1 protein-coding gene is annotated in these 1,274 nt (G+C 72.4%); it reads left to right on the forward strand.

All coding sequences use genetic code 11. The annotated features are described in order from the left end of the window. A partial coding sequence (locus ACH65_RS18090) for a hemagglutinin repeat-containing protein (RefSeq protein ID WP_202594243.1) occupies positions 1–1,274 on the forward strand: 1,274 nt, incomplete at both ends.

Here is a 1,274-nt window from a genome sequence, read left to right on the forward strand (position 1 = left end):
GTGGCGCAGGCGGCGCAGCTCGCGGGCACGCACGACGTGACCCTGTCCGCCGGCCACGACATCAGCCTCGGCACCGGCGCCGACACGCACGTGGAGGCACACAGCAGCAGCGTGAAGAAGAGCGGCGTGTTCGGCGGCGGCGGCGCCAGCGGCCTGGGCGGCATCGGCTTCACCGTGGGCAGCGCGTCGGGCAAGGCCAGCAGCACGGTGGAGCAGCACACCACCACCGGCAGCCTGGTGGGCAGCACCGAGGGCAACGTGACGGTGGTGGCCGGCGGCGACGTGGCGATCACCGGCAGCGACCTGATCGCGGGCCGCGCAGCGGGGGCCACCAGCGGCGGCAACATCGCCGTGCAGGGCCAGAACATCACCATCGCGCCGGCCGCGCAGACCGACCACGAGACCAACCAGCAGAAGCAGAGCCAGCACGGCGTGACGGTGGCGATGGTGAACACGCCGCTGGACGGGTTCCGCAACATCCAGCAGAACAGCCATTCGGGGAACGGCAACCAGGTCAAGCGATGGGACAGCGTGGCGCAGGCCGTGGGCAACACCGGCCTGGACGCGCCGGGCGTGGCGATCGGCTACGGCAGCCACAGCGCCAGCCACGCGGGCACCTACGACAGCGTGACCCAGCAGGGCAGCAGCCTGCGCGCGGCGGGGGACCTCTCGCTTACGGCGACGGGTGCCCATAACAGCGGCGGCGACCTCAGCGTGATCGGCAGCGCGCTGAGCGCCGGCGGCACGGCCACGCTGGACGCGCAGCGCGACCTCAACCTGCTGGCGAGCACGGACAGCCTGGCCAGCGGCGACACCAACCACAGCCACCACCGCAGCATCGTCGCGGCGCCGGTGGGCCTGGGCGACATGTTCCGGCAGATCCAGGGCGGGTCCAACAGCAGCGGCGTGAGCATGTCGCCGTACAACCTGCTGGGCAGCAACGGGCAGAGCGCGCAGACGGCGACCACGCAGACGGCGACCACGATCGATGCGGACCGCATCGACCTGGTCAGCCGGCAGGGCGACATCACCGCGCAGGGGGCGCAGCTCAACGCGCAGCACGACATCACGGCGCTGGCGCAGCAGGGCGGGATCACCCTCGGCAACGGCGAGAACAGCCAGGCCTGGCAGTCGCGCCAGAGCAGCCACCAGTTCGGCGACCTGGGCGGCAGCGGCTACTCGGGCACCACGGGCGAGCGCAGCGAGCAGCACCAGACCACGGGCAGCCAGACCCAGCAGAGCACCGTGCGCACCGGCATCGCCAGCGCGCAGGG

The sequence above is a fragment of the Frateuria defendens genome, from assembly GCF_001182895.1.
Classification (GTDB): domain Bacteria; phylum Pseudomonadota; class Gammaproteobacteria; order Xanthomonadales; family Rhodanobacteraceae; genus Frateuria_B; species Frateuria_B defendens.